Here is a 23958-nt window from a genome sequence, read left to right as displayed (position 1 = left end):
TACCTAATTTTTACAAGACAACTAGCATTCCACTAAACAGTTACATAGCCAGCAATCGGCGAATTACAAGCTCCCGGCGCCTACCTAGGTATCAGCTTCATTACCGTACAAAGTCACCCAGAATGTACTTACCACCTAGGCGCTTTCATCATCAGGCAGCTCCGGCACGGGCGTAATAACGAACTCTTGGATGCGCCAGTTGAGCTGTTCAATAGTTTGGGCGGTGTTAGCAATATGCTGGATCAAATTTTCTTCCTGAGCGGGCACCACAAAACCCTCTCCTAGGTAAATGTGCCCGCATTCGCGCATTCGGAATGAGAAATCCTTTACCCAAGATTGACCTGCGAGCGTTTCGCGCACTTGCTCCAGCAGCGGATCAGGCTGCTCAGTGGCTACCGTTTTGGGGATCTGGTCCATTAGATCGAACACGGCTTGTTTCAGGCTGGTAAAGCCATCGTGCACGATATCAACGGAAATCAGCAGCGCCGCCGCGGAGTCGGCCCACCACCAGCCCAGCCCGATGCCCACAATGCCCAGCATGGCGGCAATCCCCGACATCCAGTCGGCTTTGTTCATGTCGGCATCGGTGTACAAGTTCTTCTCGTGCAAGTGCTTAGCCAGCGGCAACTTTTTCCGACCTAGGATCACCGACGGTATCGTGCTCCACAGCAAGGCCGCAATCATCAGGTACCCTAGCCAGATCTGGTGCCCACCCACGATGACGGTGCCAATGGTGGGGTGCTCCGTTTTCACCAACGACAGGGTGGAATCAATCACCAGAAAGGCGCCGAGGGCGAATAATGCTACTGCGCTGCACAAGTAGGCAATGTTGGCCACACGATGGTAGCCGTAGGGAAACTGCTTGTTGGGGGCTTTCATAAACACCCGCGACGCCACCTGAAAGGCAATGGGCGGCGTGAGGCTCAATACATCGTCGTACCAGGCCGTTTTCATCGTTTGCGAGTTGCCCATGGCCAGAAAAATTACCAGGGCCGACGAGATGAAGTAGGCAATGGTAATCCACTCCAGGCGCTTGGCCTTCTCAAAATCCGGCACCAACTCGGGCGGAAACTCAAACTGGGCTAGCTTTTTCATGGCTGCGTGCGCTGGGCTATAGCGGCTTCCCGCTGGTATAGAAACTCTTCTAGGCGCACGACGAAGGCATTTTCTCCTTGGATGGTCGCCATAACGTGTTTCTTTTTCCGGTGTTCAACAAATGGGCGGGTGAAACCTGCTTTTTCGTTTTTCCACGGACTCTCATCGGTCAGGCCCGCTATCAGCAAATCTATCTTTCGCTTTTCCAGGTCTTCAAACAGCGTTTGTTCCGTACCCTTGCGCCACTGCACGCGGGCGTGCAGCGTTTGGGCAAAGGCTTTCACCAGCGCGGGCTCGATACCGGTTGGCTCCGGACTCCCCTGAACAACCCACGGTGGGTTCTCGGAATAGCCCACCACCAGTGTTCCGTTTTCTACTTTCTTCAGCGTTTTCGCGGGGTCCTTGGGAAAATCGGAGCAGGCGGATAGCAGCAACGCCCAGGCGAGCAAAACGACACTAGCGCTCAACTTACTTAGCGAACAATCAGGCATATCGATGTTGGGGGCGCGCCGGCTCCCGTAGCTACTGACGCGCAAGGAGCTACGGGCAGGCCCACGCCCTGCGTGGTTTTGCTAGCTGTATACGGCTCCTAGGACCTAGGTAGCTAAGCAGCACAGCAGGGTTACCTTTTATGGAAAGGCGTATAAAAGCCAGATCCATTCACCAACAATCAATTACCTATCATGAAATTCTCTTTCAAATCGCTCGTGATTCTTGCTGCTTTCGCTCCTTTAGCTCTAACTTCTTGCTCCGAGAAGACGCAGGAAAATGCTGAAAACACCGCCGAAAGCGCCGCTACTGATGCTGCTAACGCCACTGAAAAAGCAGGCGACGCCGTAGAAAGCGCTACCGACAGCGCCGCCGCTGATATGGCTCCCGAAGCCGGCGACACCGCCGTTGTTCGCTAGATCCCAACAGCTCCAAGCTGTACTAACAGAAAACGCCTCCTGCCATCTGCAGGGGGCGTTTTTTCTTGTGTAGAAAGATGGCCTATTCGTGTACCTAGTGCCGCTTAATCATTGCCCGTTCAATGCGCCGGTCGGGTGCCAGCCACATCAGCGCGACGCCCACGTAGAAAGCGCCTGCCACCCACGGGTGCCAGAAGCTAGCTGCAATGCCTAGGCTATAGAGCCCCGGTGAAAGCTTGCCTTTTACGTCACGGCCGACGGCATACGCCAGCACGCAGTCTGGCCCGTTGGCTTGAATAACAAGACGTTGCAAAATCCAGTAGGCAATAGAGCACATCAGCAAGACCAACCCATACATGGCCAGGGTAGCCGGCGCAAAATGGTTTTCTCCCATCCACCCAGTGGCGAAAGGAGTCAGCGAGAGCCAAAAGAGCAGGTGCGAATTGGCCCACATAATGCCACCGCTGATTCGGTCTATAGTCGAGAGCATCATGTGGTGGTTGTTCCAGTAAATACCTACGTAGACAAAGCTCAGTATGTAGCTGAGCGCCACGGGTACTAGCGGCTTGAGGGCGGTGAAGTCGGCGCCGTGCGGCACCTTGATTTCCAGCACCATAATGGTGATAATAATCGCCAGCACTCCATCGCTGAAGGCTTCCAGGCGTCCTTTGGTCATGGTTTCTGAGGGGGAAGAAAGTAGTAGGACAGGTAAAATACAGGTGAAAGTAGCGCTGAGCTGCTCTCGAAAGCTATTTTCTTTGTGTGACCCACCTTCTTTCTATGCTCACTCGCATCCACGCTGCGCTTACCCACCTCGAAGCCACCCACCCGATCCGCATCCTGTACGCCTGCGAATCGGGCAGCCGGGCGTGGGGCTTTCCGTCGCCGGATTCCGACTACGACGTGCGCTTCCTCTACGTGCACCAGCCTGCTTGGTACCTAGCTCTCGACGAGGGGCCCGATACGCTCAGCTTCCCCGTCGACAACGAGCTCGACCTAGGTGGCTGGGAGTTGCGCAAGGCCCTGAAGCTGCTGCGCAACTCGAATGCGGCGCTGCTGGAGTGGCTACAATCTCCCATCATTTACCACGAGGCCCTCGATTTTCGGGCGCAGCTACGGCCTTTGCTGCCGACGACCTTCAACCCGCGCGCGGCGCTGCACCATTACCTAGGTCTGGTGCGGCGCGGCGTAGAAGATGAGTTGCTGCCGGAGCAGGTGCGGCTCAAAAAGCTTTTTTACGCGTTGCGCTCGGCCTTGGCGGCGCGCTGGATTCGGGAGCACCGCACCGTGCCGCCAATGGAGTTTAAAGAGCTACGCACGTTACTTCCGGCAGAGTTGAACGGCCTGGTAGACGTCCTTTTAGCGCAGAAAGCAGTGGCTGACGAAAAGACTGTTGTGCCTAGGCCAGAGGAGCTGGTTGCCTTTCTGCGCCAGGAGTACGAAGCTAGCTCAGCGGCGCGCAACACGCTGCCCGTTGAGTCGCAACCGGATCCTACGCCTGCCCTGGACGAGCTCTTTCGGCAATTATTGGGAGCTTCCTTTGCGCAGTAAGGGCGTTGTAGCGCCAAGCGGGAGCTTCACGCTACAGACCGTTCAACGCGAAATGAAGCGTTGACTCCTTCCTTCGCTTAGCGCTACATTCGTTCTTATGCTTGATAAAGCCAACCTTCTCTTCGAAGCCGTTAGCGGCAGCCGCGCCTACGGCACCGATCTGCCTCACTCTGATACAGACCTGAAGGGCGTATTCGTGCTGCCGGAACAAGAGTTTTTCGGTCTCGACTACGTGCCGCAGATTGCCAATGCGACCAACGACGAGGTGTATTATGAGTTGCGGCGCTTCGTAGAATTGCTGCTCAAGAACAACCCCACAGCCCTGGAAATCCTAGCGTCGCCGGCCGACTGCGTGCGCTACCACCATCCGTTGTTTGCGCGGCTCCGGCCCGAGCAGTTTCTCTCCAAACTCTGCCGCCACACCTTTGCGGAGTACGCTGTAGCACAAATCCGTAAGGCCAAAGGCTTGAATAAGAAGATCAATAATCCGGAGCCCCCGGCCCGCAAATCGGTGCTGGACTTTTGCTACGTGACCGTTGGGGCTGGGGCGCAGCCCGTGGCCAAGTGGCTGGCACGCCAGGGCTACCTAGCTTCCCAGTGCGGCCTGGCCAATGTGCCTCACCTAACCGACCTCTACGCTTTGTTCGTGGACCCTTTAAACCCCGGCGAGCTAGGGTACCGTGGCCTCGTGCGCGACCCCGAAACATCGCAGGATGTGCAGCTTTCGGCCGTGCCCAAGGGCGCAGAACCCGTGGCCTACCTGTCATTTAACCGCAATGGTTACAGCACTTACTGCCGCGTCTACCGCGAGTATTGGGATTGGGTAGGCAAGCGCAACGCCGAACGCTACCAGAACACGGTGCAACACGGCAAGAACTACGACGCCAAAAACATGCTGCACGTGTTCCGACTCCTGCACACGGCCCTGGAAATCGCCACTACCGGTCAGCTCCACGTCCGCCGCCCCGACCGGGAGTTTCTGCTCCAGATTCGCCGCGGCGAGTTCGAATACGACGAACTAGTGAGCAAGGCAGAAGCCCTCGTCGGGCAAGTTGAGGCGGCGTTTGCCAGCTCCAACTTACCAGAGGCCCCCGACCGCGCAGCCGCCGAGGCGTTGCTCGTTCAGTTGCGGCGTGACTTCTACACCCAAGGAGGCTAGGGCAAGCTAGGCTTACTTATGCTTGATAGCTTGTAGCATGGCGGCCAAGTCCTGGCGCGAATACGGCTTGCCACGGGACACCACTGTATTGATGGTGCGGATGTGGTGAATGTCGGTAAGCGGGTTTCGTTCCAGCAGTACCAGATCAGCATTTTTGCCGACCCCAATCGTGCCCGCCGTGCCCTCCACGCCCATAAACCTAGCCCCGTTGATAGTGGCGGCCCGCAGTGCTTGGGCCGGCGTGAGGCCAGCCTGCACTAGCATTTCCACCTCGCCTACCAGCGAAGCGCCCGGATACGTAAACGAGTTAAACGCCCCACTATCGGAGCCCGCCAGCACGACTACGCCGGCGGCTTGCATTTTCGGCACCAAGCTCATAAAGCGGGTTTCTAGCTTCTTGCGAAACTGATTGGCTTCCGCCGATTGTCCCTTGGCGCTGCTGAGGCGGCGCGTGTACGTAGCCTGGATTTTAGGGTCAATATAGGCTAGCATCGTGTCGCGCGAGTGGTCGGTGTCGGGCAGATCGGCCAGCGTCTTGCCAATGAACAGGGTGGGCACCGCGGCCGTTTTATGGGCGACCATCAGCTTGAAGATGCGATTCGCCGCGGCGGGGTCGTAGGTGGCTTCCACGGCAGGCAGCATGGCAAACAGCCCCAGGGGCTTGCTCGTTGTCAGGCTTTTCTTAACCAGAGTGGTGAGACTGTCTTCTTTGCCAGAGCACGCCTTGAACACGTAGTACAGGTGTTCGGTGGCATCCAGCCCCCGCTCCACGGCGTCACCTAGCTTCACGGAATACGGCATGTGACCCGTAGTTTTCATCCCGCGCTTTTCGGCGGCGGCAATAACGTTCAGGTACGCCTCACCCGATATTTTGCTGTCGTAAATCTTGACGTAATCCACTTTTATGGACTGCAATGAATCGAGGGCTTTGGCAATCTGGGCGGGAGTTTCTACCTCCAACGAACCCGGCCAGTAGGCCTGAGGCCCGTCGATTTTGGGGCCGGACGTGAAGATGCGCGGCCCAGCCAGCGTGCCCGCCTGCATTTGGCGCCGCCAACGGAAAACCGAGGGCGTCATGTCGCCGCCCGCGTCGCGCACCGTCGTGATGCCGTGCGCTAGGTACAGCGGCAGCAGGTTCTGGTTGGCCTGCACCAAACTGTCGCCACCCCGGAAGTGCACGTGCATATCCCACAGGCCGGGCATCAGAAACTTGCCCTTGGCGTCGAGGTAGCGCTTGGCCACGTACTTTTTCGCACTGGCCTTCTCCACCACTCGAATCACGTCGCCGCGAATGGCCACGACCTGATCGGGGCGCACGCTGCCCGACACGACATCCACCAAGTTGGCGTGGCTAATGACCAGATCGTAGGGCGCTGCTTGGGCCTGCCCCGGCGTGTGCGCGTGGAAGCTAGCCCCGAGTAGCACCAGGGCACCGGCGAGAATACTACGGTAATGCGGCATGTGTAAAAACGTTTAGCCCGCAACGATACACTATTTTATAACAACCGGATCATCATGAAGTAATATTCGATGAGGATGTTTGGCTACGTGTCTTTCTAGGTTATGCTTATGAGTCAGCTAGCTGAATTTGATTTATCCCTTCCTTCTTCTTTGGCGCTTTCTGCGGGGCCGTTGCGGTCTGCGCTACAGCACTTTGCTCACCTGCGGGAGTTGCACCAGCTCTACGCCCAAGCGCAGCACCTCACGGGGCTAGAGTTTGTGGCGGCTATTCTCGATAAGCTAGCTATCTGCGTTCAATACAACACCGCCGAGCTGCGCCGCCTGCCCACCGCGGGCGCCTTCGTGGCCCTGGCCAATCACCCGTGCGGTCTGCTCGACGGCCTGGTGCTCCTGCACGTCCTCGGCCAGGCACGCCCCGACTTGCGGGTGGCGGTCAACGAGCTTTTGGCCCCCTTGCTGCCCCAATTAGGAGCGCAGTTCGTCCTGGTGCAGCCCGATGCACCAACGCCTGGCCGCAACGTACCAGGACTGCGGCGCTTACTGCGCTTTCTGCACAATGATATTCCGCTGCTACTGTTCCCAGCGGGGGAAGTCGCCCACCGTCCCGGCCTGTTTCAGGGCGTAACCGAGTCGGTGTGGCACCCTACCGCCGGGCGCCTGCTCACCGCAACGCGCCTGCCCGTGGTGCCCGTCTGGATTAGTGGGCAAAACAGCACCTCTTTTAGCTGGCTAGGATTGCTGCATAGCTTCCTGCGCACGGCCCGTCTGCCGGCCGAGCTGCTTAACAAGCGCGGCACCAGCGTGCAGGTACGCATCGGCACGGCCGTAGCCGCGGCCGAGCTATGCGGCCTGTCGGCCGCCGAGCGCCTGACGTATCTGCGGGCCCGTGTGCACGCCCTCAGTGGCGGCACCCCGCGGAATGATCCCGGCGTGCACCCACCGCTCGCCCCACCGGTCATTGCCGAAACCACTCCTGTCTTAGTGGAGGCCGACCTAGCCGCCCTCCGCCCCGGTCGGCTCCTGCTTCAGCACCATCGCTGGGAGGTTTACGTAGCCAAGAGTAAGGAAATTCCGAACGTGCTGCGTGAGATTAGTAGGCTGCGCGAGCTCACCTTTCGCGGCGAGGGCGAAGGCACCCAGCAGCCGTGCGACCTAGATGCGTACGACGCCTACTATCGCCACTTGTTTCTCTACGACCGTCAGCAGCGCTGCGTGGTGGGCGCTTACCGCCTTGGACACGGGCGGAGCATCCTGCGGCAGCACGGCCGGCGAGGCTTTTACCTGCACTCGCTGTTCAAAATGAAACGAGCACTGTGCCCGCTGTTGCGCCAGTCGCTGGAGCTAGGTCGTTCCTTTGTTCGGGCAGAGTACCAGCGGCAGCCCCTACCCCTGACCTTGTTGTGGAAAGGCATTGCCCTGTACCTGAGTGCCCACCCAGAATACCGGTACCTGATTGGCCCGGTGAGCATCAGCAGCCGCTTTCAGCCATTATCGAAGGCCGTCATGATCGACTTTATTCGCCGGCATTGTTTCGACGCCGAAATGGCGGCGTACGTGCGGCCCCGCAAGCAGTTCCGCTACCGGCCACTGGATAAGCAGGAGCCCGCAGCAGTCCTGCAAACCGGCCTCGATGATGTGCAAGCCCTCAACAAGTTGGTAGCTAGCCTGGAGCCCGGCGGCATGGGTGTACCCGTGTTGTTGCGCCATTACATGCAGCAGAACGCCCGCTTTGTGGGCTTCAACCTAGATCCGGCTTTCACCAACGCACTGGACGGCTTCATCATCCTGGATGCCTACGACTTGCCCGAGCGCACCCGGCGCCTGCTCAACCGCTATTAAGTGGCGCGGGCGCCAGTTTGCCGGTTTACTATAATCCAGTCTGGCGCCTAAAGAAGCCCTGCTGTTTTAGATGAAAAGCATGGCCGCAGACGTCGTATGCGTCTTGGTCTCCGCTTGTGGGCGGATGAGCGCGGCCAGCCGGATGAGCCAGTGCCGGCGGGTAGTTTGCGTTGAGTTGTTCATAACAGAAGGCTGTTTTAGCACAAATTTCAGCAGCCTAGGTTACGCTAATGTGCTGGCAGTGTCATGCTTTAGTGAAGCTTGCGTTTTGCTATCGGGGCCAGCCAGTCTATGCCGGTCACGTCCAAGATTCACGGTTTCTCCGCATCTTAGCCGTATGAAACTAATTGCTCCGCTTCGCTATCTATTAGCTATGTCTTTGCTGCCTTTACTGAACTGCGGCGACAACGATAAGCCTGACCCTGCCCCGGTCAAGACGCATGTGGTGGCGGTGCGTGTGGCGGGGCGTGATTTGGCCGGTCTAGGCGCTGATCTACAGGTAACTTCTCAGCTCATTGCGGCAGGTAGCACAGCGCAGGAAGGCCCGCAAACCACTGATCAGTATGCCGATACGGCCGACAAAACGTACAACATCGGCACGTTCAGCAACTCCGACATCGTCACGGCCACTATTGCGTTCAAGAACGTCACGCGCACGAGTACCCTGCGCCCACCAGTCACAAGCGCCTTAGCCGTAACGTTCCTCATTGACGGCCAGCCGAACCAGTCGGTGACACTGGACGCCAAAGGCATTGGTGGCGGCGTGAGCTACAATCCATACTTGATGGGCTCAACCGCCGTGCAAATGGATAAGCTATAGCTAGCTCGCAGTAGTTGCGCTACCCTGGCCAGCCCGTTTTACCCTAGGTAGAACGGGCTGGCTGACGTATACACAAGCCGAGTTTGCCGCCTTGGCCTGAACCGCAGTACAAACCCACATCAGGCTACTTTTCTACAGTATTCAGAATAGTGACGGAAAATAACTTGTGTATTCCTCCGTTAGCACGGATCAGCTGCTCATTTATTCTTTTTCGGTAAATGCTACAAATCAATAATTTCAAAAAATCATACAACCATCACATAATTCTTCAAATAGATGATTTCACAAGTATCCCAGGTATTTACTGGGTTCGAGGTATTAATGGGTCGGGCAAGAGTACGCTGCTGAAAACAATAGCCGGCTTAACTCCCTATGAGGGCACTATTATTTTAAACAAGCAACTAAATATTAAAAAGCAGTCGGTCACCTATCGTAGCGCGGTAAATTTTGCGGAAGCAGAACCTATATTTCCCGAATTTCTAACTGGACTCGAACTCATCCAGTTATTTAAATCCGCCAAAAACGCTCCGCCTCAGCAGGAAATTTCTTACGTGGAAAGTATGCATATGACTTCCTACGTAAACGACCCGGTCAGCACGTACTCAAGTGGTATGCTTAAGAAACTTTCTCTGGTTCTGGCGTTTATGGGGCGGCCCGCCTGTATTCTGCTAGATGAGCCGCTGACGACCCTCGATATCGAGTCCCTTCCTATCCTGTATTCCTGGATAGCTAGCCAACACCAGCAGCACGGGACGATGTTTTTATTATCCTCACACCAAGCATTTGAGGGCGAAATACTGCCGAACGTGCGGGAAATAGTAGTGGAGCATACCACGATACGGCATAGCTCGTGAAAAAGCCTCTCACCCGCGCATTAATTAAAGTAGTGGCCAATGGTTTTTACCGAGAGCACACAGGCCTACTATTATCATTATTCGTCCTAATTTTTATTAATTTCTTCTATACAAACGTCCTGAATCAAACGCACCTAACCCCGGAGCAACTTATTCAGACGGCGTTAAAACTAGTTATCTCTACAGTTAGTGAACCCCTAGGTGTACTAATTCTTTTTAGCCTCTTCTTGCTATATACTTTGAAGAGTCGGCAATACGTTGCCGGAAGGTTAAAAAGAGTAGATGTGCAATTCTTATTTTACAGCAGCAATGCATTACGTTGGACGCGGCAAGTACAGACTTGGTCTATTGTTCAACTCGTTATAGCCATTCCCATTATCATCTTGGGCGTATATGCCATGATCATTGGAATGGCTTTCGGGTATTGGCTCATTCCTTTGCTCATACCCATTTGTTTGCTAGCTCTTACGGTATATAATGCCTCGCATTACACGCGGTTGATCAATAACAACACGGTTGTCGCACCGCCCAAAGCAGATAGGCTAGCTGCGCTTAGAAGCTGGCCTAAGCCACTCTTTAGTCTATTCTTATACGAGGTATTCAGCAAGAAATGGGTCGCCTATGCCGTTACTAAGTTGGCGTCCTTAGTTAGCATTGTACTGATTTTTAGCGTGTTTCCAGATTCGCACTCGGACATGCGCCTACTTGGGATAATCAGCTTATGCGTGGCCGTGGCCCATGTGATTCTAATTTACCAAGCCAGTGAGTTCGAGCTGTTTTACCTGCGTTTCGCTCGCAACTTTCCGTATAGCCGGTGGCAGGTGTATGGTCAGCAGGTGGCCTTGTATAGTTTACTAGTACTGCCGGAGCTAGTTTGGTTTCTGGTAGTGGGGAAATCTAGTCAGGGGCTACTGGGGGCCTTGTTGCTGCTAAGTGTCACCTTATTATTTCGAGCCCTGCTTTACTGGCTCGGTCAACAGATGACGTATTACCTACGGCTGGTGTTTGGCCTGTTTATTTTCTTTCTCTTAACAAACCTGTTTGGCTTTACCGAGCTGCTTATTATTGGTAATGCCGTGGCGGCTTGGGTATTCTTATACCGCTATCAATATAAGTACTAGATAAGCATCGACCTGACATACCAACCTAGGATAGAGCAACCTAGGTCGGTATGCCAGCCGTGCGGCGTTTACTTGACCACCAGGCTTCCGCGCAGCATGCCCATGCCGCAGGTGAAGTCAAACGTGCCCACTTGCTGCGGCAATAGCTCTACCAGGGTGGTTTTGAAGGCTGGCAGGTCCCGGCGGATGTTGAAGTCGGGAAATAGCAGCTCTTCTGAGCAGCTGTTTTCTTCGGCGCGGTAGAAGCTTAGCTGCACGGGTTTGCCGCGTTCCACCTCAATCACATCGGGCGAGTAGCCGCCCTTCACGGTAATGGCGACTTCCTGCACCCCGCCCGAGGAAGACACCGCGCTGGTCGTTTGCCGCGCCGAGAAAAAGAAGTACCAAATGACGAAGGCCGCCAAGGCCAGCCCGGTTATCGTCACGATTACTGCGGTCGTATCCATAGCTAGCAGGTATTAACGGGGAGAGAAAGCGCGCAACCGCAATGAGTTGGTCAGCACCGATACGGAGCTCAGGGCCATAGCCCCGGCCGCGAGCATGGGCGAAAGCAGCACGCCAAACAGCGGGTATAGCAGTCCAGCTGCTACCGGAATGCCCAGTGTATTATAGATAAAGGCAAAAAACAGGTTCTGCTTGATGGTGCGAATGGTTTGGCGGGAAAGCGCAATGGCCGTGACCACGCCCCCTAGGTCGGAACGCATGAGCGTGATGCCGGCCGCTTCCATGGCCACGTCGGTGCCGGCACCAATGGCCAGCCCCACATCTGCCTGGGCCAGCGCCGGGGCGTCGTTGATTCCATCGCCGACCATCGCCACGGTACGGCCTTCGGCTTGCAACTCCTTCACCTTACTGGCTTTATCCTGCGGCAACACCTCAGCAAAGTAGCGCGTGATGCCTACTTGCTGAGCCACTTGCGCCGCCGTCTGCGGATTGTCGCCGGTCATCATCACTACCTCAATACCTAGGTTTTGCAGTTGTTTGATGGCGGCCGCAGAGGTATCGCGCACCGTATCGGCCACCCCGATCAGCCCGACGGCTTTGCCAGCTACGGCTACGTACAGTACAGTCTTGGCCTGGGCGAGCAGCTGGTCAGCGTGCGCCGTAAGCGCCGGGGCGAGAGTAATGCCTTCATCTGCTAGCAGACGGCGGTTTCCGACGAGCACGGCCTGCCCTTGCACTGTTGCGGCCGCGCCTTTGCCCTCCACGGCCCGAAAGCTGGTGGCCACAACGGGAGCTAGCCCTAGGGCATCGGCGTGGCGCACCACAGCTTCGGCCAACGGGTGCTCCGACTGCCGCTCCACGGCGGCTAGCCACTGTAGCAACTGGCGCTCATCTTGGCCCGGCGCCACCACATCGGTCACGGCTGGCTCACCGCGGGTGATGGTCCCAGTCTTATCGAGCAGCACCGTATTCACCTTATAGGCTTTTTCCAGGGCTTCCGCGTTGCGAATTAGCACGCCGTGTTCGGCGCCCTTGCCCGTGCTCACCATGATGGCCGTGGGCGTAGCTAGGCCCAGCGCGCACGGGCAGGCAATGATCAGCACGGCCACGAAGTTGACGAGTGCCAGCGGTAAGCGGGCCTCCACCGGCGCCAGATCAAACCATAGCACAAACGTAAGAATGGCGATGACCACCACCGTGGGCACGAAGATGGCGCTAACCTTGTCGGCTAAGCGCTGAATGGGAGCACGGCTGCCTTGGGCGTCTTCTACCAGCTTCACAATCTGCGCGAGCATGGTGTCGGCGCCCACTTTCGTCACGTTGAAGCGGAAAGAGCCCGTTTTGTTCAAGGTGGCGCCAAAGACCGGGTCGCCGGCTTTTTTCTCCACGGGCAGGCTTTCGCCCGTCAGCATGGCTTCGTCGACGGCGGAGTGCCCTTCCTGGACGATGCCGTCGGTGGCGACCTTCTCCCCTGGGCGCACCACGACTACATCGCCGAGCTGCACTTGCTCGATGGGCACGTCAACCTCCAGCCCGCCAGGACGCACCACGCGCGCGGTTTTGGCTTGCAAGCCCATGAGCGCCCGAATGGCGGCCGAAGTCTGCGTTTTGGCGCGCATCTCCAGCACCTTTCCCAGCAGAATCAGGGCAATAATGGTGACGGTGGTATCATAATACACCTCGGGCATGAGGCCCCGACTGGTGAAAAAGCCGGGGACTAGGGTAGCCGCCAAGCTGTACAAAAACGCCGCACCGGTGCCCACGGCAATAAGCGTATCCATGTTGGCGGCGCGGTGCCGGAAGCCGTTCCAGGCGGAGGCGTAAAACTCGCGGCCGCTGTAGAAAAGCACGGGCAGGGTCAGTACCAACAACAAGTAATTGAGCCACTGCATGTTCACGTGCTGCATCAGGGCGGGCCACAGCATGAGCATGCTTAGGGGCATAATCAGAACGGCAAGGCTCGTGGCCACCCAAAAACGGCGCTTGAGCTTTTGGTAGGCTGCCGCCTTTTGCCGGTCAATTTCGGCGTTACGCTCGGCGGCGCTGGTATCAGGGGCGCGCTCTACTACCCCGTAGCCGGCCTTCACCACGGCCTCTTTCAGGGTCGCCGGGCTAGCTTCCGCGGGCGAGTAGTCGATGGTGGCTTTTTCGGTGGCAAAGTTGACGATGGCGCGCTGCACGCCGGGGGTGCGGCTCAGTGATTTTTCGACGAAGGAGGCGCAGGAGGCGCAGGTCATTCCTTCGATATCAAGGGTTTCGGTTTTAAGAGGGGCTTCCATACTAGTATTCGCTGTAGCACAGGAGGCCGCATCTTGAACTGCAAAATGCGACCTAGCTATACAACAAAGGAACGACCGCAAAGCGCCGAAGTTGGTACGGAATCTTTCCGATAACTTGTATAATTTGACTCATCGCTGCCCGAAAATAAAGGCCAACTTTAGCCCTGTTTACTGTAGCTCCCTAAACCATTCTTTGTGCAGCGTATCACTCAATTTGATGGGCTTTACGGGCAAGCCGATGCCCGCTCCGATGCGGAGTACCTCTTCTCCGAGCTGCTAGAAACCCGCAGCCGGAGCTTCGATTGGGTTATTCAGCCGCACATGCACGCCCGGCTATTCCAGGTGTTTTTCATCGAGACGGGCCGCGTCACCTTTCAGGATGCCACGCAGCAGCGCGACTTCACGGCCCCGGTCGTGCTGCTGATTCCGCCGACTGCCTTGCACGGCTTTGTGTACAGCCCTGATGCTACCGGCCGTATCCTGACCCTGTCCGACGCGCTGGTCGATAAGCTATTTCCCGCCCTGCCAGCCCTAGCCCCTATGTTCGGGGCGGTGCAGTGTCTGACGCGGTTTGCAGAGCCTTACTCGCCCGACCAAGTACGGGAGTTACTGGCCGTCATTGACAAGGAAATGTTTGACAATCAGCCCGAAAAGCGGCTAATGCTGCACATCTGCCTGCAACGCCTGTTTCTCGTACTATTCCGCATCTGGCAGCACACCGAGGCCCTAGGTGCGATGCCCAACACGGCCGCACTGCACTATTTCCGCAAGTTCCAGCAGCGGGTCCGGCAGGTGGGCACTACCCACAGCATCGCCCAGTTAGCCGATGAGCTAGCTATTACCCCCGTGCATCTGACCCGTATTTGCCAGGAGGTGGCCGGCAAATCGGCCAGCCAGCTTGTGCAGGAGCATATTCTCGATGAAGCCCGCAACTACTTGCTGCACACCACCTATTCGGTGTCCGAAATTGCGTACCTGCTTCACTTTGAGTATCCTAACTATTTCGCCAAGTTCTTCCGGAAGCATACGGGCATGTCGCCCACCGAATTCCGGGAAAAACAGCCAGCGAGTTGAGCGGCTACTTACCTGCCTTTATCTTTTGCCTTAATAAGGCGCCTGGCGAGTCTGGTGTTGTCGCCAGGTCAGCAGCAATGCTAAGATGGCAAGCACGACCAACCCATACGGCGCATAGACGGCTACCTGCTCCACGCCTTTTGCCAACGTGTTGCCTTGACCAGTGAGGCGCTCAGCCACCCAGGCCACCGCCGCCACGACCGCCCATGAGGCCCCGACCAACCGCACCGTGCGGTAAGCTGGCGTGCGACTCAGTAGCAGTAGCCATGGAATCGTGAGGGCAATGACCAGTAGCTGCATCAGCTCAATACCTAGGTTGAAGCCAAGGATACTCAACGCCATGGGGCCAGTATCCAAGTGCAGATTGGCCAACGTGCTAGCAAACGCCAGTCCGTGCACCAAGCCAAAGCCCGCAGCCACCCAGGCTTCGCGACCCGCAAACAGCGGCCGTGCCGCATGCGCCGCCGACACCAGAATGGACAGGGCAATGAGCACTTCAACCGGTTGGCTGGGGAGCCGCACCCAGCCCAGCGCGCCCAGCAGCAGCGTAAGCGAGTGACCTAGGGTAAAGGCTGTAACAATCAGCATTAAGCGCCCCAAGCTGTAACGCACGCCACCAAACTTGCTCCAGCGTCCCCCAACGATCAGCAGCGGCGCGGGCAGCAACAGCACCAGCAAAAACAGCAAATGGTCGGTACCCTCCGCAATGTGCTGAATACCGAGTTGCACCATCGCCCGAAAACCCGTCCAGATGCTGCCCGCTTCCAGGTTGACTGCCAGCGGGTGAATTTGGTTGTTGCGAATATCGAGCTCAATCACTCCCACTTGCGCCGTGGCTGTATCCGCGACGTGGCCACGAGCCCAGTCCTGGCGCACCGCTACCATGATCTTATGCGTCACGACTTGGTGCAGAACGGCGTCATAGTTGAACACGAATTGCCGTACCTCTTCGCCAGTGGGCGGCACGAATTTCACCTGCGCCGTTAGCTCGCCATACTTACCGTTGATTGGGTTTTGGGTTTCGTGCACCGCCAGTTCTCCGACGGTCACGGTCCAAGGCCGGCCGTTAGGGCTTTGGGAATGGATGTGTTGGGATAGATAGGCGCGCAAGCTAGGTCCGAGTCGCGCCACTAAGCCAGCCGACGAATCGTTGACGGCGTGCCCAAAAGCGGCCTGTAATTCATTCAGCGGAATCTGTACCTCGGCATCGATGCGCTGGGCGTGCACGTTGAGCAGCACCATCGATGTGGGCATAGGATGGGCCCTAGAGGCGAAAGGCAGCGCCAGAACCAACAGGGTTAAGCAGAAAACCAGCAGCCGCCCGTTTGGACGGCTGCTGAAGAAAAGCGGATACTTCACGGAAGAAGGAGATTAGGTTAGTTGCCACCGTAGTCGCCGGTACGGTCGCGCCACACCGAGTGCGGGTGCGGAGTACCCCGAACGACAATACCTCCCTGCGTGGAGTATTCAATCCAGACATGAGGCCCATCAATCCGCACGTAGTCGTTCTGTTGAGTCATGGTCAGCGTGCCAGAGTACGCAACGTAGGTGTTATCTAGATCTGCGGTGTAGGTAGCCAACACTGTAGCAGCCGTTTCGCTATCCAAGTCGCTTGTATATAGTTTAATAGCATTCAGCACGAGGGCCTTTTCGGCGGTGCTCATGTTACCTACTTTCAGTCCTTGCTTGGTCGTCGGAAATTGCCCATCAACGCCAGGACCTAGCAGGATGTCGGTAAATGTAGACGACAGCTTTGCGGTGGTTTGCTCGGTAGTACTCAGGCCAGCCAGTATGGCCGCAAAAGCTTGGCGCTCTTGCTCCACCGGCTGATAGGTGCGGCCATTGACCGTAATGGCCGCCATGGGCTCCACAGCGCGGAACGAGGGAGTTACGCCCGTGATTTTACCGCCATTGTACGTATTGGCAAACGTATAGTGGTGCCCGCCAAACTGTAGCTCCCACAGCCCCGTGGTACTCGGTGTGCCCAGGAACGCCATGTAGTAGTTGCCCGCGCCGTAGGTAGTGCCCCCGCCATTAGCAGCCAGGTAATCGTCGGCAGCTAGGTTACCTTCCATCTCGTCGTAGCCCTCGTTGGTGGTGCCTTGCGCCAGCACAGCAGTCAGCAGGGCTTTGGCGGCGGCTAACTGCGTGGTGCTGAGCGAGCCAAAGTTGATGCCCACGCGCTTGTTTTGGGTCAACGCTTGCGGCAAGTTCGACCACTTCACGGCATCCGTCTTAGAATAGCCTAGCTGAACCGTCGCCAGTTGCGTGGCCGTCAGGGTAGCTTTAAACGTTTCCGCCAGACACACAATGCGAGCTAGGCCGGTGGCCGACGAGCAGTCGGTCGTAGAGCCCGTCGAGTTAACGGTCAGGGCGAAGCTGCAACTCTGTCCACCAAAGCTCAGCGGGAAGGTAGCCGTGCCCGTGCCCGAGGGCGTTCCGGTAAGCACGAAGGCCAAACTACCCTCTCCGCTAGCTAGGATACCTGCTTGCAAAGTGGCGCTCAGCCCCGTAACACCCGTAGAGCTGATTGCACTAGCGGCGGTATAGGTACTGCCGTTGCCTCCCGTGTAAGGCACCGAAGCCGTGCCCGAGTAAGCAGCCCCGCTCACGGCCGTGGTAGAAAAAGTAGCCGAGCTACACGACAGAGCCGTCACCACTGCCGACGATGGGGTCGAGGTTGTATCATCGTCCTGACACCCGGTAAACGTCAGCATACTGGCCAAGACAGCCGTGATGATAAAGCAAGAAGCAATACGCATAAAAGAATGAGTGAGGGAGGTGAACTAGCCTAGATATCAGTACTAGCTAGCTTTCTAAGGACAAACCTAACGCCTCACGCCTCTTGCTTTTTGGCAAACTCTGCCGTTCCTGGATCCTGTTAGACGAACTCCCCAAACTAATCGATAGTCGCCCTAAAAAGAGCCCATCTTCCAAGATAACAGCCCAATTTCAACACGCGCACCTGTATTATTTATGTTTGATTTGTATCCATCAAACATGTAATTGTTTCCATTAGCAGCAGCGCGAGAGCGCTACTTTTGCCGCCGCAAACCAAGCTAGGTCAGCCGTGGCCGAGGGCCACGGAACTACTTTTCCTTTCATGTCGAAATCTATCTCGGACCACCGTGGGCTCATTGTGCTGCTAGGTCTGCTCACGGCGTTTGGCCCGATGAGCATCGATATGTATCTGCCCGCGTTTCCGGCCATTGCTCGGGAGTTCGGGGTGAATATCGCGGCAGTGCAGTACACCCTAGCGGCCTACAACGTCGGGTTAGCGCTGGGGCAGTTGCTCTATGGTCCGCTAGCCGATCAATGGGGGCGCAAACCGAATTTGCTGGCCGGTATGATGCTCTATGCTGGGGCTGCTATTGGCTGTGCCGGGGCTACATCGGTGAGTAGTTTGATTATGCTCCGCCTATTGCAAGCAGTGGGGGGCTGCTCGGGCATGGTGCTGGCCCGGGCCATCGTCCGCGACAAGTTTGAAGGCAACGAAGCGGCTCGCGTGTTTTCTACCATGATGTTGATCATGGGGGTCGCTCCTATTCTGGCGCCTACAGTCGGTAGCTTTTTTGTGGCACATGCCAACTGGCGCCTGATTTTCTGGGTGCTCGCGGGCTTGGCGGCCGTAGCGCTGGTAAGTATTCTGCTCATGCTGCCTGAAACCCTGCCAGCAGAACGCCGCAACCCCGAGGCAGTCCGGCGGGCGTTTCATAACTACGGACGCCTGTTGCAAGACCGAGCGTTTGTAGGCTACTCCCTCACCGCTGGCATGGTGCAGGCCTCTATGTTTGCGTATATCACGGGGTCATCTTTCGTGTTCACGCAGCTATTTGGCCTCTCCGCCCAGCAGTACGGATTGCTGTTCGGCGCAAATGCCAGTGGCCTAATTGCCGCCTCGCAGCTGAACAACCGCTTACTACGACGCTTCACCTTCCAGCAGATTCTGCGGGGAGTGACGCTCGTCAATATGCTAGCCGGGTTCACCTTGCTCGTGTTAGCTAGCACGGGCTGGCTAGGTATTTACGGCATCACCTTACCCTTATTTGTGGTCGTCAGCAGCGTGGGGTTCACTTCACCCAATGCTACAGCCGGTGCGTTGCAACAGCATGCCCAGCAGGCTGGTAGTGCCTCTGCCCTCTTAGGCACCCTCATGTATAGCTGCGGAGCGGTGGCTGCTATCACGGTTAGTGTCTTCGCCACTGGTACTACTGTGCCTATGGCAGCCGTTATTGCCGGTTGCGGAACGGCAGCTTACTTGCTTTATCGCTGGCTGGTCGTTCAGCAACCCTGGAGCGTACACACAAAGCCCTTGGCGTAATTGATGTAGGCAGTGGACTACTGGGTTCTTAAGAAGTCTGCCGGCGGAGTAGCCAGCAAATTACCTAGCATGTCTAACCCTATTGATCAAAGGCAGCTCTACTTCCTTTGACTGTGATATTGGTAAAATGCTCGACAGCCTTCAGTCACCAGTATATCGTAATCGCAACTCTCTTCTTCGCTTCTTTTTCTGGCCAAACTCCTGCTCGCTGGTCAGGCCTATCGGCGTCATGAAGGAGAAGAGACTCGCATTGACACGCAGGTACTGAGAAGGAACTTGGCAAAGTATTAGTATGCACTAATATTAGCCATGAAAAATTTATCCCTACTCCGGTATACCCTTTACGTATCTATTCTTCCTCTTCTGAGCTGCGGCAGCAAGGAGGAGGATGCCACTCCTAAGAGCTCCTCGCACAACGTCGCGGTGCATGTCGAAGGTCAGAACTTGTTGCCTAAACTTGGTGCTAGCTTGCAGATCTACACCACCCAGCGGCTGAATGGAGTCGTTACGACCACCCTTATTGCCCAGAAGGATTACGTCGGCGGCAGCGTTGATACAACGTATACGCTCGGCTCATTAGCGAGCATTGATGCACTAAATACGAATGCTGTTAGCGTACGCACCTCGTTTCTCGGGTGTGGGTCAGGCGGCTATGTACCACCCACGAACTCCCAACTTACTGCCAGCATCGTGGTGGACGGCAAGAAGACGATGAGCGTGACGCTTGATCAAACTCAGAAAGGACCCTATGTAGCTAACGACCTTTTTTTAACTGGCTCTCTCTCGCAGGAGTTGCACAAGTTGTAGTGAGTACTTAGCCGTGATGGATGGCGAGGTATTTTCCATGCCTCGCTCTCCGTGCGTCACTAAACGGTAGTAGTATTAGTAGCTGTCGCCTTTTTTGACACTATCGCCCCTATTGCGGTTCTACGCAAGCTTTTTTCGCAACCATTTGCGAACCGGCTCATCATACCATTTCAAGGCGGCGTAGGCCAAAACAATTCCTCCGGTTAGAATGAGCAACGCATAGGGCCACACTTGCCCAAGCGTTGCGCCTTTATGATTGCTGATCCAAGCAACGTAAAAATAGACCAGCGGGTAATGCACCAGGTACAGCGGATAGGATATGTCTCCTAAGAATTTGCAGATCCTGTTCTCTCGCTGCGTTTGCAGCACGCCACTGGCACCTAGGTACACGATAAGCGGGAAAACGAAGATAATGCAACCCGCTTCGTAGAGCCCGTTTAGCCAACCATGCTCCGCGCCGCCAATGCGTGGCATGTACAGTACAACAGCTATTAAGAGGCTGCACCACAAAAAGGCATTATTAATACGCGTCGGCTTCGCTACACGTGAAAGTAGCAGCCCGGCAAAGAAAGGGTACATGGTACGGGTTAGCCCAATGCGCACCTGTTCCACATTCAGGGTCCAGCCCCCACTGACGTCGCCATTTGTGATGGCCAGGTGGGCGAGTGCAAGAGCCGCGATACCAACGAAGATGCCTAAGGCTGTGTTGGAAAATTTTCGAATCCAGATAGCATAGAGGATGTTGGCAACGTATTCAAAGAATAAGGACCATCCTACGCTATTCAAGGGGTGCATCTCTTCCCAGCCTCGGATGTCAAGCGCCAAAGGCACAGGCAGGATCGTGTAACCGATCAGCAGTACCAGCAGCATCTTCCAGCCCGGAACCGTATGAATGAGCGGCCAGAGCGTAGAATCGGTGAAATAAAAGCCGATAGCGCCGAGGGTCATCCCCAACACCACCATGGGTTGCAGACGCTCAATACGACGTTTGAAAAAATTACCAACGGTCATTTTAGGCCAGCGCTCGTCGTACGCATAGCCGATCACGAAACCAGATAACAGAAAGAAGAAATCGACTGCCAGGTACCCGTGGTTGACGAGATTATCTAAATGCCCGGTGGCTAATGGCTCGGTTAGGTGAAAAGTAACAACGATGATGGCTGCAACTCCGCGAAGGCCGTCTAATATGGGGTAGTGCGGCTTGGGGGCCAGTTCTTTATTGTTCATTAATAAAACTGGCTAGACAAACGATTAATTAAAAATGGAGTTGGACTCGTCACCGAATAGTTCTTGCTCTTTCAAGAATAGGTGATGGCGCTGCTCGCTCTCTAGCGGGTTCCTCCACTTTTGTTGCAAATCTTCCCTAGCGGTGCTACTTCATTTGCTCCATCGTGAGCGTCTCCCCTAGGTCTGGCCACTCCACTGCTGTATCCTTGTTCGCCAGCTGCCAGTTAGCCCGCTGGGCAGAAGTGGCATGATAGAGGAACGTCGCCGGCTTAGCCGTCAACAAGCACGACCAGAAGCTGCCGCCAGACAGAAATATGTAAACGGAAGTGGTGGTGAACTCAACACGATTGATAGAAGCCATACCACAAAGCTAGGCATACGGCGCGGATGCGCAGTGCATTTCAAACTCTAGCAGTGATCGGCCAGCAGGATCCATCCAAGAAGCGGGTGGATCTTCGTATTTCATCCGCTAAGTGCTCCGCATGGGTGCAGCTCAACTTTAAACGAATGCTACCGGGCTGCCCGATACAGACTCTCCAGCAAACCGTGCTGGGGGTTGTCGCCTGTCAGCTCCCAGAACATAATACCTCCGAGGTGTTTTGCCCGCGCATACCGGGTTTTCAGCTGAATGGATTTCTTGTCGTCGAAGGAGGCAAACTCCTGCCGACGAGCGCTGTAGGCATACGGGGCCTGCGCTACGTCGTCCCAGTATGTGACAAAACCCCGTGCCATGGATAGACTATCGGTAAACTCTTTATAGTTAAATGTCTGTTTGAACTTTCCTGCCTGATACAGACCCTGGTTGCGGGGCTGCACCCCGCTAAATACTCGTGCGTAAAAGGCCGCGCCAATCACGATCTTGTTCGGCGCTACGCCAACTGAATCCAGAAAATGCACTCCGCTGTCAATCGAGAGTCCTTGCTGAGGAGTGGCGTACAAAGGCGTGTGGTGGCCTGTGATAGTGCTATAGCCGTTGACCAGATCGTAGCTCATCAGATTAACGCGATTAACCAGCGGCATCACGGCTGCCCACTCCACAGCGTGTTGGAGATAGTCGGGGAAGCCCCCTGCGGCAAAGCTGATTTCATAATCGTTGCCTAGGGTGGCGCGCAATGTCTGTATCAGGAGCGTGAAGTTATGGCGGTCTTCAGGCGCGAAGCGGTGACCCGGTGGTCCAGCAACTGCCGGGTACTCCCAATCTAAGTCGATGCCGTCCGTATGGGTAGCAATCAGTACTTGCTTGACCGAGGTCGCAAACTCCGCACGCCCTTGTGCGGTGCCAAATACCTGCGAGCAGGTTTCGCATCCACCCCAACCTCCTAACGACAGCATAACTTTCAGCCGCGAATTCTGATCCTTGAGAGCGACTAGCGCGGCCACTGTAGATTGATCCTTAGGAGTATCGAAGGTGAAAGCCGTACCGTTCAGGTGCAAAAAGCTGTAAATAATGTGCGTAAGCTGCTGGGTCGGATATTGCTGAAAACCGTTGGCGTCGCCAGCGTAGTAAGCAATGACAGCCATGTTAGGCTTAGAGGCAGCCGGAGGATTATTTATGGACAGGGCAATGGTGCTTCCGGCCGTAATCAGCAGCAGTACCGCTTGGTAGAAAACATTTCGCATAGAAAAGGTAGCCAGCTAACCAATACGTTTAAACTACCCCGAAGGTAAGGAGCTATATGCGCAAGGAAGCAGTTAACAAATCATCCAGAGTGTTCAGCGACATACTGTTTGCCTGAACAGGATGAGTAAACTAACGTCCTATGTTCGCCTACCTATCGTAAGGAAGGCCATTGAGAAGGAAAAGAGAGGAGCAAGATTCAAATCTTATGAGGCTATTGTGAGCCTGTTTTACATGACAATCCCCTCTCTTTTCTAGAGGCACTTTGTACCGTTCCATGAGGCCCGAGAGCCTGTATCAGGATAGCAAAAGCTTCTCTAGAAGTCCTTTTCTCCCTTGTATTCACCCTTTTATTGGTTTGAGACATGGATTCTGTACTACGTATTCCCGTCGTTGGTATTGATGTGAGCAAAGCCACGTTGGCCATCTGTTACCAAGTTGAACAGCAGGTGCGTCACCTGGAGGTGAGCAACAGTAAAGCCGGCTTTCAGCAACTCGTGCAAGCGTGTGGCCGCCAGTGCCTGTTCGTGATGGAGGCCACCGGCACCTACTACTTAGCTTGTGCCTATTACTTGCACACGCAAGGTGGTCAAGTAGTCGTGCTGAATCCGTTGGTCATCAAGCGTTTTGTCCAGATGCATCTGAGCAAAGGCAAAAGTGACCGCAAAGATGCCCAATGGCTGCTCCGCTTCGGCCAACAGCAGCCCGCCAAGCCCTGGCAGCTGGATGAGCAAGTGCTAGTTGAGTGCCGACAACTCGAGCAAGTCACCGAGCAACTACTCAAACAGAAAATCATGGTCAGCAACGCGTTAGAAGCGCTTGCCCAGCAACCGGTGATCAGTCCAATAGCCTGGAAGCGACTCCAACAGACCCTAAAAGTACTCACGGGGCAGCTACAAGCGGTGGAAGCAGAGCTGCTGAGCTTATTGGAACAACGTTTTTCCAAGGAAATCACCTTGCTCTACTCCATTCCGGGAATTGGCCGCAAGACGGCCAGCATGTTGCTCTTGTTTGCCGGGGGCTTCACCCGTCTCGCTAATTACCGGCAACTCATTGCCATGGCCGGACTCTCGCCACGGGAGCACAGCTCGGGCACGAGCGTGCGGGGTAAAGTGCGTATCACCAAAATGGGTGGCAGCCTGATTCGCGGGAAGCTGTTTATGTGCAATTTTGCTGCTAAGCGATATAACGCGGCTTGTCAGGCACTCTATGATCGACTGGTGGCCAAGGGCAAGAACGGCAAACTAGCTCTGATTGCCGTCTGCAACAAGCTGCTCAAACAGGCCTTCGCTATTGTCAAATCGGGCGTGCCCTACCAAGCTGATTTTATGAAAAATCTACCCTTGAATGCTTGACTTTTAACACCGTTCATCCTGTCAA

The 23958-nt window shown here is 55.7% G+C and carries 22 protein-coding genes; 11 read left to right on the top strand and 11 right to left on the bottom strand.

The annotated features are described in order from the left end of the window. Positions 1 to 135 precede the first annotated feature (135 nt). Both SD425_RS13025 and SD425_RS13020 read right to left on the bottom strand, forming a co-directional pair. On the bottom strand, positions 136 to 1095 hold the full coding sequence (locus tag SD425_RS13025) for a cation diffusion facilitator family transporter (protein WP_324679251.1): 960 nt from the start codon (positions 1093 to 1095) through the stop codon (positions 136 to 138). Further along, positions 1092 to 1586 (bottom strand): transporter substrate-binding domain-containing protein, encoded by a 495-nt coding sequence (locus SD425_RS13020; RefSeq protein WP_324679249.1) that lies wholly within the window; start codon positions 1584 to 1586, stop codon positions 1092 to 1094. The genes SD425_RS13025 and SD425_RS13020 overlap by 4 nt, the downstream gene beginning before the upstream one ends. A gap of 192 nt (positions 1587 to 1778) precedes the next feature. Between SD425_RS13020 and SD425_RS13015 the strand changes: the two genes are divergently transcribed. Next, the gene (locus SD425_RS13015; protein ID WP_324679247.1) at positions 1779 to 2003 is read left to right on the top strand and encodes a hypothetical protein; all 225 of its coding nucleotides are present in this window, start codon (positions 1779 to 1781) and stop codon (positions 2001 to 2003) included. A gap of 94 nt (positions 2004 to 2097) precedes the next feature. Here the strand turns inward: SD425_RS13015 and SD425_RS13010 are convergent, their stop codons facing one another. Beyond that, positions 2098 to 2679, bottom strand: coding sequence for a TMEM175 family protein (locus SD425_RS13010; RefSeq protein WP_324679245.1), 582 nt, complete (start codon positions 2677 to 2679; stop codon positions 2098 to 2100). A gap of 104 nt (positions 2680 to 2783) precedes the next feature. Between SD425_RS13010 and SD425_RS13005 the strand changes: the two genes are divergently transcribed. Both SD425_RS13005 and SD425_RS13000 read left to right on the top strand, forming a co-directional pair. Then, a complete protein-coding gene (locus SD425_RS13005; RefSeq protein ID WP_324679243.1) occupies positions 2784 to 3554 on the top strand; it encodes a nucleotidyltransferase domain-containing protein in 771 nt (256 codons plus the stop codon). Between the two features lie 97 nt (positions 3555 to 3651). Beyond that, positions 3652 to 4713, top strand: coding sequence for a DNA polymerase beta superfamily protein (locus SD425_RS13000; protein ID WP_324679241.1), 1062 nt, complete (start codon positions 3652 to 3654; stop codon positions 4711 to 4713). Between the two features lie 12 nt (positions 4714 to 4725). Here the strand turns inward: SD425_RS13000 and SD425_RS12995 are convergent, their stop codons facing one another. Next, positions 4726 to 6174 carry an amidohydrolase family protein gene (locus SD425_RS12995; protein ID WP_324679239.1) on the bottom strand — a complete coding sequence of 483 codons (1449 nt, stop codon included), beginning with the start codon at positions 6172 to 6174 and terminating at the stop codon, positions 4726 to 4728. Positions 6175 to 6282: 108 nt separating this feature from the next. Here SD425_RS12995 and SD425_RS12990 point away from each other — a divergent pair, with 108 nt between their 5' ends. The 4 genes from SD425_RS12990 to SD425_RS12975 all read left to right on the top strand — a co-directional run bounded on the left by SD425_RS12990 (position 6283) and on the right by SD425_RS12975 (position 10808). After that, positions 6283 to 8013, top strand: a complete 1731-nt coding sequence (locus SD425_RS12990; RefSeq protein ID WP_324679237.1) for a lysophospholipid acyltransferase family protein — start codon at positions 6283 to 6285, stop codon at positions 8011 to 8013. Positions 8014 to 8386: 373 nt separating this feature from the next. Further along, entirely contained in the window at positions 8387 to 8833 is a 447-nt protein-coding gene (locus SD425_RS12985; RefSeq protein WP_324679235.1) for a hypothetical protein, read from the top strand. A 218-nt stretch (positions 8834 to 9051) separates the two neighbouring features. Then, on the top strand, positions 9052 to 9687 hold the full coding sequence (locus SD425_RS12980; protein WP_324679233.1) for an ABC transporter ATP-binding protein: 636 nt from the start codon (positions 9052 to 9054) through the stop codon (positions 9685 to 9687). Between the two features lie 284 nt (positions 9688 to 9971). Next, positions 9972 to 10808 (top strand): hypothetical protein, encoded by an 837-nt coding sequence (locus SD425_RS12975; RefSeq protein WP_324679231.1) that lies wholly within the window; start codon positions 9972 to 9974, stop codon positions 10806 to 10808. 68 nt (positions 10809 to 10876) lie between these two features. On the opposite strand, the gene SD425_RS12970 is transcribed toward SD425_RS12975, so the two are convergent. Both SD425_RS12970 and SD425_RS12965 read right to left on the bottom strand, forming a co-directional pair. After that, complete coding sequence (locus SD425_RS12970; RefSeq protein WP_324679229.1) at positions 10877 to 11254, bottom strand: cupredoxin domain-containing protein; 378 nt, start codon at positions 11252 to 11254, stop codon at positions 10877 to 10879. 12 nt (positions 11255 to 11266) lie between these two features. Continuing rightward, positions 11267 to 13531 (bottom strand): heavy metal translocating P-type ATPase, encoded by a 2265-nt coding sequence (locus SD425_RS12965; protein WP_324679227.1) that lies wholly within the window; start codon positions 13529 to 13531, stop codon positions 11267 to 11269. A 195-nt stretch (positions 13532 to 13726) separates the two neighbouring features. On the opposite strand from SD425_RS12965, the gene SD425_RS12960 reads away from it, so the two are divergent. After that, complete coding sequence (locus tag SD425_RS12960; RefSeq protein WP_324679225.1) at positions 13727 to 14605, top strand: helix-turn-helix domain-containing protein; 879 nt, start codon at positions 13727 to 13729, stop codon at positions 14603 to 14605. Positions 14606 to 14635: 30 nt separating this feature from the next. Here SD425_RS12960 and SD425_RS12955 read toward each other — a convergent pair whose 3' ends face one another. Continuing rightward, positions 14636 to 15859, bottom strand: a complete 1224-nt coding sequence (locus SD425_RS12955) for a HupE/UreJ family protein (protein WP_324679223.1) — start codon at positions 15857 to 15859, stop codon at positions 14636 to 14638. A gap of 122 nt (positions 15860 to 15981) precedes the next feature. Continuing rightward, positions 15982 to 17367, bottom strand: a complete 1386-nt coding sequence (locus tag SD425_RS12950; protein WP_324679221.1) for a DUF3500 domain-containing protein — start codon at positions 17365 to 17367, stop codon at positions 15982 to 15984. A 341-nt stretch (positions 17368 to 17708) separates the two neighbouring features. Between SD425_RS12950 and SD425_RS12945 the strand changes: the two genes are divergently transcribed. Both SD425_RS12945 and SD425_RS12940 read left to right on the top strand, forming a co-directional pair. Further along, positions 17709 to 18926: a Bcr/CflA family multidrug efflux MFS transporter gene (locus tag SD425_RS12945; protein ID WP_324679219.1), complete on the top strand. Its 1218-nt coding sequence runs from the start codon at positions 17709 to 17711 to the stop codon at positions 18924 to 18926. A 309-nt stretch (positions 18927 to 19235) separates the two neighbouring features. Beyond that, positions 19236 to 19733, top strand: a complete 498-nt coding sequence (locus tag SD425_RS12940; RefSeq protein WP_324679217.1) for a hypothetical protein — start codon at positions 19236 to 19238, stop codon at positions 19731 to 19733. Positions 19734 to 19853: 120 nt separating this feature from the next. Here SD425_RS12940 and SD425_RS12935 read toward each other — a convergent pair whose 3' ends face one another. From SD425_RS12935 to SD425_RS12925, 3 genes are all read right to left on the bottom strand, one after another. After that, positions 19854 to 20960: an acyltransferase gene (locus tag SD425_RS12935; protein ID WP_324679215.1), complete on the bottom strand. Its 1107-nt coding sequence runs from the start codon at positions 20958 to 20960 to the stop codon at positions 19854 to 19856. A gap of 145 nt (positions 20961 to 21105) precedes the next feature. Then, entirely contained in the window at positions 21106 to 21321 is a 216-nt protein-coding gene (locus SD425_RS12930; RefSeq protein WP_324679213.1) for a DUF2442 domain-containing protein, read from the bottom strand. Between the two features lie 149 nt (positions 21322 to 21470). Continuing rightward, on the bottom strand, positions 21471 to 22580 hold the full coding sequence (locus SD425_RS12925) for a glycoside hydrolase family 18 protein (RefSeq protein WP_324679211.1): 1110 nt from the start codon (positions 22578 to 22580) through the stop codon (positions 21471 to 21473). A 363-nt stretch (positions 22581 to 22943) separates the two neighbouring features. On the opposite strand from SD425_RS12925, the gene SD425_RS12920 reads away from it, so the two are divergent. Continuing rightward, on the top strand, positions 22944 to 23933 hold the full coding sequence (locus tag SD425_RS12920) for an IS110 family transposase (protein WP_324679209.1): 990 nt from the start codon (positions 22944 to 22946) through the stop codon (positions 23931 to 23933). Positions 23934 to 23958 lie beyond the last annotated feature (25 nt).

This window comes from Hymenobacter sp. GOD-10R, from assembly GCF_035609205.1.
In the GTDB taxonomy this organism is placed as follows: domain Bacteria; phylum Bacteroidota; class Bacteroidia; order Cytophagales; family Hymenobacteraceae; genus Hymenobacter.
This window is presented reverse-complemented; position numbering and strand designations above follow the sequence as displayed.